The organism is Acinetobacter calcoaceticus ANC 3811 (assembly GCF_000399665.1).
GTDB classification, from domain to species: Bacteria; Pseudomonadota; Gammaproteobacteria; order Pseudomonadales; family Moraxellaceae; genus Acinetobacter; species Acinetobacter calcoaceticus_B.
Map to the genome: position 1 here is coordinate 2,560,269 of NZ_KB976986.1, position 14,961 is coordinate 2,575,229.

The 14,961-nt window shown below is 40.0% G+C and carries 11 protein-coding genes and 2 tRNA genes; 7 read left to right on the top strand and 6 right to left on the bottom strand.

Annotation, left to right across the window (positions count from 1 at the left end; translation table 11 throughout):
• Position 1: 1 nt before the first annotated feature.
• Positions 2-1,054 carry an MBL fold metallo-hydrolase gene (locus F935_RS13270; protein WP_016139375.1) on the bottom strand — a complete coding sequence of 351 codons (1,053 nt, stop codon included), beginning with the start codon at positions 1,052-1,054 and terminating at the stop codon, positions 2-4.
• Positions 1,055-1,711: 657 nt separating this feature from the next.
• On the opposite strand from F935_RS13270, the gene hcaR reads away from it, so the two are divergent.
• Both hcaR and F935_RS13280 read left to right on the top strand, forming a co-directional pair.
• A complete protein-coding gene (gene hcaR, locus F935_RS13275; RefSeq protein WP_016139376.1) occupies positions 1,712-2,617 on the top strand; it encodes a DNA-binding transcriptional regulator HcaR in 906 nt (301 codons plus the stop codon).
• 265 nt (positions 2,618-2,882) lie between these two features.
• A complete protein-coding gene (locus F935_RS13280) occupies positions 2,883-3,560 on the top strand; it encodes a DUF1345 domain-containing protein (RefSeq protein WP_016139377.1) in 678 nt (225 codons plus the stop codon).
• Positions 3,561-3,618: 58 nt separating this feature from the next.
• On the opposite strand, the gene F935_RS13285 is transcribed toward F935_RS13280, so the two are convergent.
• The 4 genes from F935_RS13285 to F935_RS13300 form a co-directional block, all read right to left on the bottom strand.
• Positions 3,619-4,224, bottom strand: a complete 606-nt coding sequence (locus tag F935_RS13285; RefSeq protein ID WP_016139378.1) for a glutathione S-transferase family protein — start codon at positions 4,222-4,224, stop codon at positions 3,619-3,621.
• Between the two features lie 49 nt (positions 4,225-4,273).
• Positions 4,274-4,966 (bottom strand): helix-turn-helix transcriptional regulator, encoded by a 693-nt coding sequence (locus tag F935_RS13290; RefSeq protein WP_016139379.1) that lies wholly within the window; start codon positions 4,964-4,966, stop codon positions 4,274-4,276.
• Between the two features lie 70 nt (positions 4,967-5,036).
• Positions 5,037-5,711 carry an HAD-IA family hydrolase gene (locus F935_RS13295; RefSeq protein ID WP_016139380.1) on the bottom strand — a complete coding sequence of 225 codons (675 nt, stop codon included), beginning with the start codon at positions 5,709-5,711 and terminating at the stop codon, positions 5,037-5,039.
• Positions 5,708-6,640: an RluA family pseudouridine synthase gene (locus F935_RS13300; RefSeq protein WP_016139381.1), complete on the bottom strand. Its 933-nt coding sequence runs from the start codon at positions 6,638-6,640 to the stop codon at positions 5,708-5,710. The genes F935_RS13295 and F935_RS13300 overlap by 4 nt, the downstream gene beginning before the upstream one ends.
• Before the next feature lie 721 nt (positions 6,641-7,361).
• On the opposite strand from F935_RS13300, the gene F935_RS13305 reads away from it, so the two are divergent.
• From F935_RS13305 to F935_RS13320, 4 genes are all read left to right on the top strand, one after another.
• The gene (locus tag F935_RS13305; protein WP_016139382.1) at positions 7,362-10,733 is read left to right on the top strand and encodes an Rne/Rng family ribonuclease; all 3,372 of its coding nucleotides are present in this window, start codon (positions 7,362-7,364) and stop codon (positions 10,731-10,733) included.
• A 191-nt stretch (positions 10,734-10,924) separates the two neighbouring features.
• On the top strand, positions 10,925-12,766 hold the full coding sequence (locus F935_RS13310) for a long-chain-acyl-CoA synthetase (RefSeq protein WP_016139383.1): 1,842 nt from the start codon (positions 10,925-10,927) through the stop codon (positions 12,764-12,766).
• 184 nt (positions 12,767-12,950) lie between these two features.
• A tRNA-Lys gene (locus tag F935_RS13315) sits at positions 12,951-13,026 on the top strand.
• 22 nt (positions 13,027-13,048) lie between these two features.
• A tRNA-Lys gene (locus F935_RS13320) sits at positions 13,049-13,124 on the top strand.
• A 63-nt stretch (positions 13,125-13,187) separates the two neighbouring features.
• Here the strand turns inward: F935_RS13320 and F935_RS13325 are convergent.
• Positions 13,188-14,084, bottom strand: a complete 897-nt coding sequence (locus tag F935_RS13325; protein WP_035366528.1) for a LysR family transcriptional regulator — start codon at positions 14,082-14,084, stop codon at positions 13,188-13,190.
• A gap of 112 nt (positions 14,085-14,196) precedes the next feature.
• On the opposite strand from F935_RS13325, the gene F935_RS13330 reads away from it, so the two are divergent.
• Positions 14,197-14,952, top strand: coding sequence for an SDR family oxidoreductase (locus F935_RS13330; protein WP_016139385.1), 756 nt, complete (start codon positions 14,197-14,199; stop codon positions 14,950-14,952).
• Positions 14,953-14,961: the final 9 nt, after the last annotated feature.

Below are 14,961 nucleotides of genomic sequence, written 5' to 3' on the forward strand. Positions count from 1 at the left end.
TTTAGACAGTCAATTTATGCCCTTCTCGAATGCAATAAAAAGGATTCGCAAGTTTCGATGAAGCTTTAATTGCTTGAGCTAACGCATGTTCAGGATCTTCTCGATCTTCGTCGGTCAACTGAAAAGTTCGATAATGAATCGCAACAGAACGATGAGCTTGCAAATCTAAATGTGCATGCACAGCATCTTGAGGATTCATATGAACATAACTCATTAACTTGCGAGGTTCATAAGCTCCGATCGGAAGTAAAGCAACACGTGGTGCACCATAGCGTGCATGAATTTGCTTAAAATGCCCCGCATAACCCGTATCACCAGCAAAGAAACAATGGCCTGTTTTCGCTACAACCGAAAAGCCGCCCCAGAGCGCTTTATTCTGGTCGCGTAGACCACGACCGGAACCATGCTGTGCAGGTGTATAGATTATTCTTAATTCGTGATATGGAATTTCTTGCCACCAATCCATCTCAATCACATGAAACTCTTTGGGTAGATAGAACCCATTCCCGAGTCCAGTATAAATCGGCATTGCGAATTTTTTATGTAGCCATTCAAGCGTAGCCAAATCCATATGATCATAATGATTATGGCTGAGTAGAACACCATGAATCGTCGGTAATTGTTCTAACGCAAAACCTGCGGGACACACACGGCGCGGTCCACGACCCTGTGAAGGGCTTGCATAATCACACCATACTGGATCGGTAATAAAGTTATAAGGCCCAATCTGAATCAATACCGTCGCATGCCCAACAAACCAAACTTGCCAATCATCTAAATCCGCCTGAGGACGATTTTGAGGCAATGCCACAGCTGTGTTTACACGGGTATCGTATTCATTTTGAATATCAACGTTCCATGTAAAAGACTCACGCGTAACTAACCAACGTAATAGCTCTTTTGAGCCTCTAGCCGGCGATTTAGGCTGTTGGTTATAAAAACGTGTATCAGATTCACGCCCTGACTCGGGATGATAAAAAGGAGGTTTTATCCATGTATGCGTCCAACAGGACTGAGTCGGCAATTGATAAGTTAATGTCGGCTTGTCTTTCATGGGCTTTTCTATGTTTTAGCATCGGCAGAATGGATGTGTTCAGGTTTCTATCTTAACAATTAAAACAAATTAAGCTATGGCACTTACACTTATTTATCATATAAATATCCCTTTTATTGTGGTCACAGCCAACATAAGTTGAATTAGATTGCCATAAAAAATACATAGATGTGTTGGGTTTATGCGTCGATAATTACCATTCTTATTAAGAGCACTTGTATAACATAACAATCATTAGTCACGTGAAATGGTCACAGAGTTAGTCAATTTTGCCTTGGGAGATCTTACTTTTCTAACTTAAAATATTTTGACAGCTTATAGAACAAAATATTTAGTAACACTTAAAGCTGATTCATCCTGACAGAATTTATATTTTACAATATTAATTTACTCTTCTTCATTTTTGCATAATATGAGAATTTCCCATATTAATATTAAGAACATTTAAATATTTCTTTGATTAAGTAAAAATAATGTATTTAATCTCTAATAATTAATATATTTTATGAATTACTAGAACTTATATTTATATATTAAATGTTTAATGAAAATTAAAATTCCATTTATTTTATAAATACCTAAAGTACCTTCACGCTATATCCCTTTATGCTTTATACTTCACACAAATCATAGTAAGACATTTTTTGGATTAGTCTTATGGAACTACGCCACCTCCGATATTTCATTACCGTTGCTGAAGAATTAAATTTTAGTAAAGCCGCTCTTAAACTTTTTACTGCACAACCCTCCCTTAGCCAACAGATTAAAGATTTAGAAGAAGATGTTGGTGTACGACTTTTAAATCGCACTAAACGTAAAGTTGAGTTAACTGAAGAAGGTGTGGTCTTTTTAGAACATGCTCGTCTCACCCTTGCTCAAGCTGAAAAAGCAGTTGCTCTGGCACGACAGGTTTCTAAGGCTAAGCAGCAACTGTTACGTATTGGTTTTGTCCCCATTGCAGAAATGAAAATTTTCCCTTACGTTCTTCCTAATCTGCGATTACAACACCCCGATCTCATCATTGAATTATCTAACCTAAATAATACTGAACAACTTAAATCCTTGAAAAAAGGTGAGTTGGACATTACCTTTACGCGAGAAAACACAGATAGTGATGAAATCCAAAGCCAATTTGTTTTGACTGAACCCCTGATTTTTTTACTTCCAAAGAATCATCCACTTACTCAGTATGAACGAATTCCTGTCCATGCCTTACAAGGTGTTGACTTTATTATTCCTGCTGCCGAGCAGTCACAAACATTACATAACACCATTTTAAACTTTGCCAAAACTCACAATATTGACCTCAATATTGTTCAAAAAGCAGATAGCATGTTGTTTAATATTAACTCTATTGGCTCTGGATTAGGTTGTACAATTTTACCAGCCTACGTTGCACCTTTAGGCATCAAAAACACAGTAATTCGCCCGCTTGATATCGAGTTACCGACACTGGATTTATTCGTGAATTACCGTAAAAACTCACAGTCCTTAGGTGTCCAAAAATTCATTGACCAACTCACTAAAGTATTTCATCTGGATAAAAACTTAAATCACACCTAATCAAGAAAGCTATATTTTATTTTAAGCCTACGATTAATAAGAACACCTTTATAAAAGGTATAAGTAAATAATATTCTTTATTTATTTTATACTTTTTATAAATATTTTAGCTCGCGCTTTGTTCTATTTTATCCAATCGGTAAAATTAAATATCTATTAAATACAATTAAAAGTATTGGAATAAAATCTATATAAAACTAGATATTATTTTCACCATTTGATAAAAAATAATATATTTACCATCTAGTAAAAGGAGATTAGGAAAATGGTTGCAGTATTTCAACATCTTGGACGTAGTGTACTAAACCGCCCTCATTTCTTTATTGCTTTATTAATGGGATTTATTACAGCAAGTATTCTGACATGGTTAACCTCATGGAAATGGTCAACTGTTTTATTAGTCAGCTGGAATACCTCCATTAGTATATATTTACTACATATTTGGCAGCTCATGAAAAGTGCTGATCATTCACAAATGCAGCAGCAAGCTAAAAAACAAGATGAAAGCAAATGGGTCATTATGCTCATTGTTTTATTAGCTTTAAGCATGTGTCTAGTTGCTATTTTAATACAGCTCTCACAGCTTCCTTCTGATCATTCTGCAAAGTTAGGACATGTCGCTTTAGCTTTACTCACTATTGTTTCGGCATGGCTTTTTATGCATACCGTTTTTGCTCTACATTATGCCCATGATTTTTACATGGCTTTATCTAGAAATGAAGAAAACGGTGGTTTAGATTTCCCAGGAACAAAACAGCCCACCTATCCTGATTTTCTATATTTTAGTTATATCATTGGGACTTCTGCTCAAACTGCCGATGTTTCGATTACCACCAAACATATGCGTCTTTTAAACTTATTTCACGCAGTGTTGTCTTTTGGGTTTAATACCACCATTTTAGCGATCTGTATTAACGTTGCTGCTGGCTTTCTGACCAACTAAAACGTGTATTTAGAAAATAAAAAAGTCACCCAAATGGGTGACTCTGAACAGTATAGGTTTACAACAATGAGCCCATAGTGCTTTGTTTTAAGCCTTCGCGTTGTTTGATGGTTTCAAGATAACGCGTAATGGCTGGATGGGATTCAATAGCACCCATCTTCAATTGCCATAACAGCATTGCGCCAACACTTACATCTGCGGCAGTAAATTGTTCACCACATACATACGGATTTGCTTCACTGAGCCCTTGTACTAAAGCTTGGTAAGCATCGTTGTAATCACCATAACCCACAAACATTTTTTGCTCAGGAGATACGTCAATTCCAAGCGCTTTATTAACACCAGCAGCTTCCCATGGACCAGCCATCACAAATAACCAGCGGTAGTAAAGGCCGCGTTTTGGATCATCGAGTGCAGGAGCTAAACCTTTATCGAAAAATTTATCAGCAAGATAAGCACAGATTGCACCTAGCTCATAAATCACCACATCGCCGTCCACCAATACTGGCACTTTTCCAAAAGGATTAATTTTTAGATATTCTGGTGTTTTCATTTCAGTCTTATATTCGACTTCAATACGTTCACAATCAACACCTAATTCGACTAAAAGCCAGTCGACCACAACACCACGTGATTCTTTGTTAGTATAAAGTTTAAGGCTCATTTTTATGGCTCCTTGTTTATCGTGGAACCTAGTCTACAAAACCTCTTTGTCAGTTTTTGTCAGTAGTCTTCGATTCTTGTGCCCACCACTTCTGAAATAATTGTTGCTTAAATGATGGATATAATTCTTGGCTTAAACTCAGCTGCTGAATACGATCAAGTCTAAAATGTCTAAAATCCTGCCTGAGTTCACACCATGCAGCCAATAAAATTTTGTCATTAAAATATCCCAAGGCAAAAGGCCACAAGGTTCGAACACTACTTCGTTGCTGCTCATCATGATAATGCAGCGAAATTTTGACTTGCTGCCGAATGGCTAAACGCACCTGTTCGACTCGATTTTCATCTACAGGCAGCCACGTATTAAACGCTCTTAAAGTCGTTTGCTGTAATAAATATTGACGATGCTCAGGCAAAACAGAATTCAATTTAGCTAATACAGATGTAGATGCCGATTGTAACGATTGATCTGGCACACTCTTCAACCAATACAATGCCAAAAAAATAGCTTCGACTTCATTTTCATTGAGTGTCATTGGCGGCAGTACAATATCTTCTTTAAGCTGAAAACCTATACCTGCCGATGCCTCAATGGCGACCCCCTGCTCACGTAAGCTATCGATGTCCCGATAGACACTCCGGACACTAATTCCCATACGCTCAGCGAGAACTTGTGCTGTGATTGGATAACGGGCTTCACGAAGTTGTTGTAAAAGATTTAATAGACGAATAGAACGACGCATTTTTCTCTTCTTATTGTTATTAGACATAGAATAAGAGGGAATAAATTCCCCCTTCTTATATTATTCTAAATTATGCAACATCTACCGTAGATAACTTTGCATACTCTCTTAAAAAGTTGTGCAGGTCAGGTACATCTTTGGCAATGGTTAAAGGCTGGAACTGTTGTAGAACTTCGATCGAATGCACGCCATAGCCCACACCAATTCGTGGCATGTTTAACCGCTGAGCCATCTCAAGGTCATAGCTACTATCACCAATCATTACCGCACGCTCAACACTCACTCCAGTGACTGTTAAGATTTCTTGCAACATGAGTGGATCTGGTTTTGATCGAGTTTCATTGGCTGCTCGAGTCACATCAAAAAGATGAGTACTCTGTGTTTTTGCGATTACACGATCTAACCCACGACGGTTTTTACCCGTCGCGACTGCAAGTTTTAAATCTTGTGCTTTTAAATCATTTAATAGCTCAGCAATACCATCGAACCATGCATCATTTGTAGAGTTCGCAATATAGTGATCGCCATATGCTTTTAAAATTGAATCATGTAACTCAGGTGCTTCTGGAAATAGGGTTTGCATAACTTCCGGCAAACCTAAACCAATAATGCTTTTTGCTGCTTCATCTGTTAAAGACAATTCATGCTGCTCTGCGGCATGTTGCAAGCTAGCAACAATCTGTCCAACAGAGTTATATAAAGTCCCATCCCAGTCGAAAATAACTAATTCAGTTTTTAAACTCATTTTGCCACTCTCAAAGCCTTTAATAACTGGATCATGTCTTCTGGCAACGGTGCTTCAATCGGTGGATAACCCGGAATATCTAAACGCATTGCGTGTAAACATAGACGGCGTGCTTCAGGACCAGTGTACGCAGTCGCGTGTCCATATTTGTCATCGCCAATCAATGGATGTCCAATGCTTAAACCATGCACACGGATCTGATGAGTACGACCTGACAAAGGTGAAGCATGGATCAATGTTGCATTTTTAAAGCGCTCTGCGACAACCCATTCAGTTTTACTTGGCTTGCCATCTTTAGTCACACGGACACGACGCTCGCCATTTGCCAGCTCATATCGCAATAAAGGCGCATCAATTAACTGCTTATCTAAGCTCACTTGACCTTTAACAATTGCAGCATAGGTTTTACGAATTTTATGCTCACGCAACATATCTTGTAATTGTTTTAATGTGCTACGTTTTTTACTAATCATGACCAGACCTGAAGTATCACGGTCAATACGATGAATAAGTTCTAAATATTTTTTGCCTGTCGCTGCACGTAGTGCCTCAATCAAACCATATGCCATACCACTGCCCCCATGGACAGCAATACCTGAAGGTTTGTTAACAACTAATAGACCTTCATCTTCATACACCACACGGCTTAATAAGCCTTGTGCTACACTATCACTGACAGGAGCGGCTGTTTCATCTTTTTGTTCGTAACGAATTGGAGCAACACGAATCTGGTCGCCAATCTCAAGTTTAGTCTCAGCTTTTACACGTTTTTTATTTACTCGAACCTGACTTTCACGAATCAAACGATAAATACGACTTTTAGGTACACCTTTTAAACGCGAGAACAGGAAATTATCAATTCGTTGTCCTGCTTGATGTTCATCCACCTCAAACCAAGTGACACTTTGCCATTGCTGTGTAGAATTCATACTAATATTTAAACCTGAATTTTTGCTAAATTTGATTAAAAAATGACCGTTTAGCTTAGTTTTTTCACAAGAAATCTAAGCTTAGCCCATAGGCAGATGCTGCAAGGTTTGATATAGTCAGCGCACGGATACCGCCGTAAGTGAACATCTAATAGGGAATTTCCCTGATTGAAACCTCAATCAAAATGATGCTTTCACCATCAGCTCGGATAGGTCCTAAAGAATTATGCCGACGCCGAAGGCTTATTATATCGGCAAAATGACAAACTGTTGCGTTTAATTCAGTTTGTTCAAAAAAATATGTTACCAACTCTAGTTGGTTATGGAACGTAAACTGATACACATCAGACAAATCGCTCCTTAATGTTGCCTTCAGGCTAAAGCGTTGATGCATTGGAACTGCCGAAAGCACCGATACGATGAACATTCCGTATCAAACTTCTAAAAAGAAGTCACTTCGCGCACAATGACAGTGAAAGTCATTAACCAATGCACCGCTCACCCGCCAGTGAAGCACTAAGGAAGTCCGATTTAAAGGTTGAAGCAGTATTGCCTACATCACAGACGAGAATCGAAGTTCAGGCTAAATGTAGCCGGTAACAGATGACTCAGACCACAAATATTTTGAGATCTGGGAAATGATCCGTCATGTTCGATGTTCGTTCAGCACCTTTAAGTTTGTGCGATATGTTTGTGTGGGTCACTATTAGGTGTCACACCCATGAAACGTATGTTGATTAATGCAACTCACGCAGAAGAAGTCCGCGTTGCACTTATCACTGGTAATCGTCTTTACGATTTTGATTTAGAAAATCGTACCCGAGAACAGAAAAAATCCAATATCTATAAAGGCCATGTAACCCGCGTAGAACCTTCTTTAGAAGCTGTGTTTGTTGAATATGGCGCAGGCCGTCAAGGCTTCTTGTCTATGCGTGAAATTGCAAATAGCTATTTCCAAGCAGACCCGCGACAAACTTCAAACATTCGTGAACTCATCACTGAAGGTACTGAATTACTTGTTCAGGTTGAAAAAGAAGAACGTGGTAATAAAGGCGCAGCCCTTTCTACATTCATCTCACTTGCAGGACGTTATTTGGTTCTTATGCCAAACAACCCGAAAGGCGGTGGTATTAGCCGTCAAATTTCAGGTTCTGTACGTGAAGAATTAAAAGAAATTTTAGCTTCTTTAAATTTACCTCGCGGCATGAGTGTTATTGTGCGTACCGCAGGTATTGGCCGTACTCAAGAAGAATTACAGTTAGATTTACAGCATTTGCTTGACCTTTGGGCACAAATCCAAGGCACAGCAAGTTCTGGTCCGTCTCCAATGCTTGTTCATCAAGAAGCTGGCGTAGTCACTCGCGCTATTCGCGATTACTTACGTGATGACGTTGCAGAAATCTTAATTGATAGCGAACAGGCCTATAACGAAGCGTATAACTTTGTTAAAGCAGTTATGCCACGTCAATTAGACAAACTTAAAACTTATACTTTAAACGAGCCATTGTTTGCTCATTTTGGTATTGAAAGCCAAATTCAAACTGCTTACGAGCGTGAAGTAAAACTTCCTTCTGGTGGTTCAATCGTAATTGACCAAACTGAAGCTTTAGTTTCAATCGACATTAACTCTGCGAAATCAACTCGTGGACATGACGTTGAAGAAACTGCGCTTAATACAAACTTAGAAGCAGCAGAAGAAATTGCTCGCCAACTTCGTCTTCGTGACATTGGCGGTTTAGTTGTGATCGACTTTATTGACATGACTAAAGAACGCAACCAACGTATGGTTGAAGCAAAACTTCGTGAAGCAACACAAAGCGATCGTGCACGCATCCAGTTTGGCCAACTCTCTCGTTTTGGCTTAATGGAAATGAGCCGTCAACGCTTACGTCCATCACTTGAAGAAGCAACTGGATATGTTTGCCCACGCTGTCATGGCACGGGTATGGTTCGTGACTTACGTTCACTTTCGCTTTCAATTATGCGTAAAGTAGAAGAAATTGCACTTCGTGAACGTCATGGTGAAGTACAAGTAGAAGTTCCTGTTGAAATTGCAGCGTTCTTACTCAATGAAAAACGCCACAGCCTTGTTTACCTAGAACAAACTTCTAGTGTTCGTGTGACTATTTTACCTCATCCGCACTTAGAAACACCTCACTATGAAATTCAGTACAATCCAGATGGTTTTGCGCCATCTAGCTATGAGCGTACTGAAGCAACTCGTTCAAGCGAGAAAGAGTTAGGTTATGAATCTTCTGAATGGCATTTAGAAGAAGCAGATCATGGCCATGCTCATGCAGCTCCTGCTGCAAACAACAATGCTGGTCAAAAGAAAGTAAATCAATCAGCTCAACCTGCTGCGGCTCAACCAAGCACTCAAAAAGCAGCAAGCCCTTGCGCATGGTTAGAAAACCTTTTTGTTCAAAAACAAGCTAAAACCGTTGATCAAGCTCGTTCGGCTCAAAATGCTGCTGCGACCATTGAACAAATGGTAAATACTGGCGCTGTAAGTCGTGGCCAGTTTGGACAAGTCGTAGTACCAGCAGTTGCTGAAGTTGTTTCAGCGCCATCTAACAATGCTTATATTTCGCAATCTCCTGCTAAACAGGACGTTCGTGAGAATGTTGAAAAAGACGATAAAGTACAACAACGTCCAAACAACAAAAAACGTAAGCACAAAGAGCAACGTGAACAACATCACCATACTCAAGAGCCACAACAACAACTGCAGCAACAACCACAGCAGCAGCCACAACAGGTTCATGAAGAAGTTGTACAGTTATCACGTCAAGAACAACGTGAGTTAAAACGTCAACAAAAACGTCCGCACTCTGATCAGCCACATCCACAACATCAAAATGATGGACAACAAACTGAAAATGCTGTGCCGCGTCGTGACCGTAATAACCAACAACGTCCGAACCGTCCAAATCGCCACCGCGATCCAAGCGTATTGAATGAAAATCAAAATGCGCCGGCGGCACCAGTAGTTGTTGATGAGAAACAAATCAAGGTTAATTTGATTGATGCTCCAAAGCATGAAGTCATGAATACAGCCTTAGTGATCAATGTTGATCAGGCACAAAGCGAAATTATTGCTTTAACTCCTGAGCAACATGTTGAACGTACTGAAACAGCACCTGTTGTTGAAGTCGCTCAAGAGTCAGCTCCAGCACCTGTTGCTATTGTAGAAGAGACTGTAACTGCTAAAGTTGTAGAAGAAACTACGACTCCTCCAGCAGACAACAAAACTCAACCGCAAATTCAACGTGCGAGTAATGACCCTCGTATGCGTCGCCGTGAACAACGCAACGCAAAACGTGCTAAAGCTGCGGTACCTTCTATTGCCCCATCGCAAATTCCAGCTTTGGCGCAATATACGATTGGTAGCTTGATTCGTCATGTTTATGGTGAAGACTGCACAGTATTGATTGAACAGTTTGGCTTAGTTCCAACATTTAATCGTGCATTGCTGAAATTTGCCGAACAATACGCAAGCACTCTAGCAACTGAAGTCGTGTCTGATGCTGAAGACAAGAAGCCTGTTACTCGTGACGCAGAGCTTCCAAGCAACAAACCGTCACAAGAAGTAGAGCCTGCGCCTGTACTTGCATTGACGCCACAAAAAGAGCAAACACCACGTGTTGCTAATGATCCACGTGAGCGTCGTCGTTTAGCAAAACTTGCTGCTGAACAAGCTTTTGAGCAAGTTAAACAACAACACTCAGCACCAGAAGAAGCTGCTCCTGTAGCTCCGGTTGTTGAAGAAACTGTTGTTGCTCCTGTTGCTGAAGCGCAAGCACCTGTTGAGTCAAAACAACAACCGCTTGAGCTTGATCAGGTGACTGAAGTAGCACAAAGTGAAACAACTGTAGAAGAAGCGCCAGCGACAACTGTTGTTGAAGCTCCTGTTGTGAAACAACCGAAAGCATCGACAAGAACAAAAGCAGCTACAGAACAAGCAGTAGCACCAGCAGAAGCTACTTCAGAGGTTGAATCAGACGATTCTAAGGCAGATCTGGACAAACCAAATCGCCCTCCTCGTCGTCCTCGTGGTCGTCCACCAAAGAAAGCAAATCCTGTAGCTGAGTAAATCATTTGCTCAATTGCAGCTAATTTAAACAAACCTAGTCATTTCGATGACTAGGTTTTTTTTGTTATTTTTAAACAATTAGGTTGATTGCACTAGAAGAAAAGTTTTAAAAGCATGGTGAACCATGAAAAATACTGTACTTTTGCCAACGCAACCTTTTTTGGATTGATCGAAAAATAAATAGGATTGATATGAGCCAGACAACACAGACCGATATCATTACGCTTGGTGATGTTGCAACAAGACTTCCTAGCTTCATCCCCAAGGTACCCCATATCCTGAATGGTCTTAAACAGGCTTACTTAAGAACAGCAAATACACCAACAGGATTGGGTGTAGCTTTTGAAAAAGCTGTTAAGCGAAATCCGCAAGGTATTGCATTACTATTTGAAGATCAAAGTTACTCATATGAAGTTTTAAACGAATGGGCTAACCAGATTTCTCATTACTATCTCTCTCTTGGGGCACGTAAAGGTGACGTAATCGCCGTAATGGTTGAGAACCGTTCTGAACTTATCGCCACGATTGTAGGCTTAGCTAAAATTGGGGTAACGATTGCGCTTGTTAATACCTCTCAAGTAGGTAAGGTCCTCGCTCATAGTATCAATCTTGTAAAACCGATTGCCGTAATTGCAGGTGAAGAAGTTCGAGCTGTAATTGATGAAATTCGTCAGGACCTCAATGTTCCCAAAGACCGTTTCCATTGGTTTGCAGATCAGGCTACACGTCAAGATGCGGGAACAGCACCTCAAGGTTATGCCAATCTTGCAATAGAAATTGATAAATTTCCAAAATTCAACCCATCAACTACGCAATCTGTTCATGGAAATGATGGCCTGTTTTATATTTATACATCAGGCACTACAGGCTTACCAAAGGCTGTTATTTTCAAACACAGTCGCTGGACGCTCGCATATGGTACCTATGGTCACATTTTAAACCTTGGCCCAGATGATGTGATGTATGTAACTTTACCGCTTTACCATGCAACAGGTGTCGTAGTTTGCTGGTGTGGTGTGATTGCAGGAAGCTCTACCCTTGCAATTCGACGTAAATATTCAACCAGTGCATTCTGGAAAGACGTTCAGAAATTTAATGCCTCTGCAATTGGCTATGTTGGAGAGCTTTGCCGTTACTTAATGGATGCCCCTACTACAGAAATTGACCGTGCCCACCGCGTAACCAAAATGATCGGTAACGGCATGCGTCCAAACATCTGGGATAAGTTCAAACAACGTTTTGGTGTGCAAGAAGTTCTTGAGCTTTATGCATCAAGTGAAGGCAATGTCGGGTTTAGTAATATTTTTAACTTTGACAACACCGTAGGTTTCTCTCCTACGCCATACGCCATTATTGAGTTTGATAAAGAGAAAAACGAACCGGTACGCGATAAAAAGGGCTGGTGTAAAAAAGTTAAAGCAGGTGAAATTGGTTTGCTAGTGGGTAAAATTACCAGTCGCTCACCTTTTGATGGCTATACGGACCCAGAAAAGAATAAATCTGTGATTATGAAAGATATCTTTAAAAAAGGTGACTCATATTTCAACACAGGTGATCTTGTTCGTAATATTGGTTTCCGTCATGCCCAATTTGTTGACCGCTTAGGCGATACCTTCCGCTGGAAAGGCGAAAATGTATCTACGACTGAAGTTGAAAACATGGTTTGTGAATATGACAAGATTGCTGAAGCGGTGGTCTATGGTGTAGAAATTCCAAATACCAACGGTCGTGCTGGGATGGCAGCAATCACACTTGCTGATGGTGCCGAGTTAAATGAGTCTGATTTAACCCAAATGGTTACTATATTTAAAAAATGCCTACCCGCTTACGCAGTACCCGTGTTTTTACGTGTGCAAGCTAAAGTTGAAACAACAGGCACTTTTAAATATCAAAAGAATAAATTGAAGGAAGATTCGTTTAATCCAGGCAAAACTTCTGAACGTTTACTCGCTTTATTACCTGGTGCGAACAGCTATTGTGACGTCACAACTGAAATTTTTGACAACATTCAGGCATATAAATACCGTTTTTAGTTCATTTTTTAGCTAAACAAGAGGAAATCGTGCTTTTTATAGGCAATCATGCAAATGTTTTTGATTTACCTCTTGTGTTAGTTGAATAACTTGCTAAAATACGCGACATCAAAACAAAGGTGGTGTTAGAAAACTTTTAGTTATCTTGCACTTCACATTCAAACAGTGTTTGAATGTTTGTTCAGGGTCGTTAGCTCAGCTGGTAGAGCAGCGGACTTTTAATCCGTTGGTCCCGCGTTCGAATCGCGGACGACCCACCACTTATCTGTTTTGAACCTATTTGGGTCGTTAGCTCAGCTGGTAGAGCAGCGGACTTTTAATCCGTTGGTCCCGCGTTCGAATCGCGGACGACCCACCAAATTCTAAAAAGCCTCTCACTGCGAGAGGCTTTTTTTATTGTTATCTTATTTTAATTTCATGACTAAAAGATGACGATGCATTTCTTATATAAAATGTCTTTAACCCAGTTCATAAAGATTTCTAAACGTTTAGGAATATAACTTCGGTTCGGATATAAAATATTGAGTGGCAAAGATTGAGGCGTATGTGCACTTAGTACTTCAATCAGGGTTCCTTGCTCTATTTTATCCTGAACATCATAGTATGGAAGTTGAATAATCCCTAAGCCAGCACAAGCCGCTGCAACATAGGCTTCTGTATTATTTACACTTAAAGCACTATCGATCATCACTGTTCCATCTTGATATAAAAATATACCCTGTTTTTCCCCCACAGCGCCCGCATAGTTAATGAGTTTGTGCTGAGATAAATCTTCCAATTGTTCAGGAACACCGTACTGTTCCAAATAATGAGGACTTGCACAGTTCACCATAATCAAGTTGCCAACAAACTTCGCGATCAAACTACTATTCTCTAGCTGCCCCACCCGAACAACGCAATCAATCCCTTTTTCAATCAAGTCAGTGATGTCATCAGAGCTATTCAGCTGTAAATGGATATCAGGATAACGATTATAAAAATCGGGAAGTTCAGGAATAACCACTTGATGTACGATTCGGCTGGGCATTGAAATTTTTAGCGTGCCACGGTAATGCTGCTTTTGTGTCTGTATTAGCTGCTCAAGCTGTTCATAGTCAAATAATAGATTTTGACATTCAGGCAATATTCTTTGCCCATCTTGAGTGAGGCTTACTTTGCGCGTAGTGCGGTGAAATAAACGTACTCCATAGTGAGTTTCTAATTGTTGAATTGCACTCGTCACTGTAGAGCGAGGTAAATCAAGCTGATTTGCTACCTCACTAAAGCTTTGTCGTTTAGCGACTTCTGAAAAAATAAAAAATTGCTGTAACCGATCCATTTTATTGTTCGTATTTTCTGAATAGTTAAACCAAACTAGCATAATTGATCAAAAATTACCGCCAATCTAGACTAAAAACACATTAGAACAAATCAGCATAGGAACATTCATCATGGCAACTCATACGCTTAAAGGTAAAGTTGTACTGATTACAGGCGGTGCAAAAAACTTAGGTGGTCTCATTAGCCGTAAATTTGCAGAACAAGGCGCAAAAATCGCAATTCACTACAATAGCGCTGAAACTCAAACAGATGCAGAACAGACTCTCGCAGAGGTAACAGCTTTGGGTGTAGATGCTGTTTTAATTCAGGCAGACTTAACGGATATTGATAATATAGAAAGACTCTTTATAGACACTAAGCAGCATTTTGGCAGAATTGATATTGCCATTAATACAGTTGGAAAGGTTTTAAAGAAATCGTTTTTAGATACCACAGAACAAGAGTTTGATAGCATGAGTGATATCAACTCAAAAATTGCCTATTTCTTTATTCAGTCGGCTGGTCGTCATTTAAATGACGGCGGAAAAATCTGTTCAATCGTTACGTCTCTTCTTGCAGCCTACACTGGGCTGTATTCAACCTATGAAGGCTTAAAAGCTCCGGTTGAGCATTACACTCGCGCTGCATCCAAAGAGTTTGGTGATCGCCAGATTTCTGTGACTGCTGTTGCACCAGGGCCTATGGATACACCATTCTTTTATGGACAGGAATCTGCAGAGGCAGTGGCTTACCATAAATCAGCTTCAGCTTTAGGTGGCCTCACCAAAATTGAAGATATTGAGCCATTAGTCCGTTTTCTGGTAACCGATGGTTGGTGGATTACCGGTCAAACAATTTTTGCAAACGGCGGCTACACCACTCGCTAAAATCAAAAA